1 protein-coding gene is annotated in these 370 nt (G+C 60.3%); it reads right to left on the minus strand.

Translation table 11 applies throughout. The features are described 5' to 3' along the window. On the minus strand, positions 1-178 hold a 178-nt coding region (locus HX793_RS30795), incomplete at its 3' end, for a LysR family transcriptional regulator (protein WP_178905615.1). Positions 179-370 lie beyond the last annotated feature (192 nt).

Raw genomic sequence — 370 nt, forward strand, 5'->3', positions numbered from 1 at the left:
GGTGGTGATGACGGCGCTCCAGCAGGCTTTCGCCCAGTTGTTCCTCAAGCTGACGGACCTGGCGGCTGACAGCGCTCTGGGTCACGTTCAGCAGCTCGGCGGCACGGGTAAAACTGCCGGTGCTACCAGCGACTTCGAAAGCTTTGAGCGCATTGAGCGCGGGCATTTTGCGTTTCAAGAAAAGACACTCACCAAGGGCCGGACAGTGCCAAGCATCGCATGGTGCCGGGGGTGGGTAACATTCCTTTTTGTCTATCGTCCTACAAAATAACCCTGCCGGCGACGACGCCCCCCCCCCTGTAGGAGCGAGCTTGCTCGCGATGGTCGTCAACGATACCGCTGAGGGCCTGGTGTACCGTGGAGCTCTCAG

Source organism: Pseudomonas reactans, from assembly GCF_013387025.1.
Lineage (GTDB): Bacteria > Pseudomonadota > Gammaproteobacteria > Pseudomonadales > Pseudomonadaceae > Aquipseudomonas > Aquipseudomonas reactans.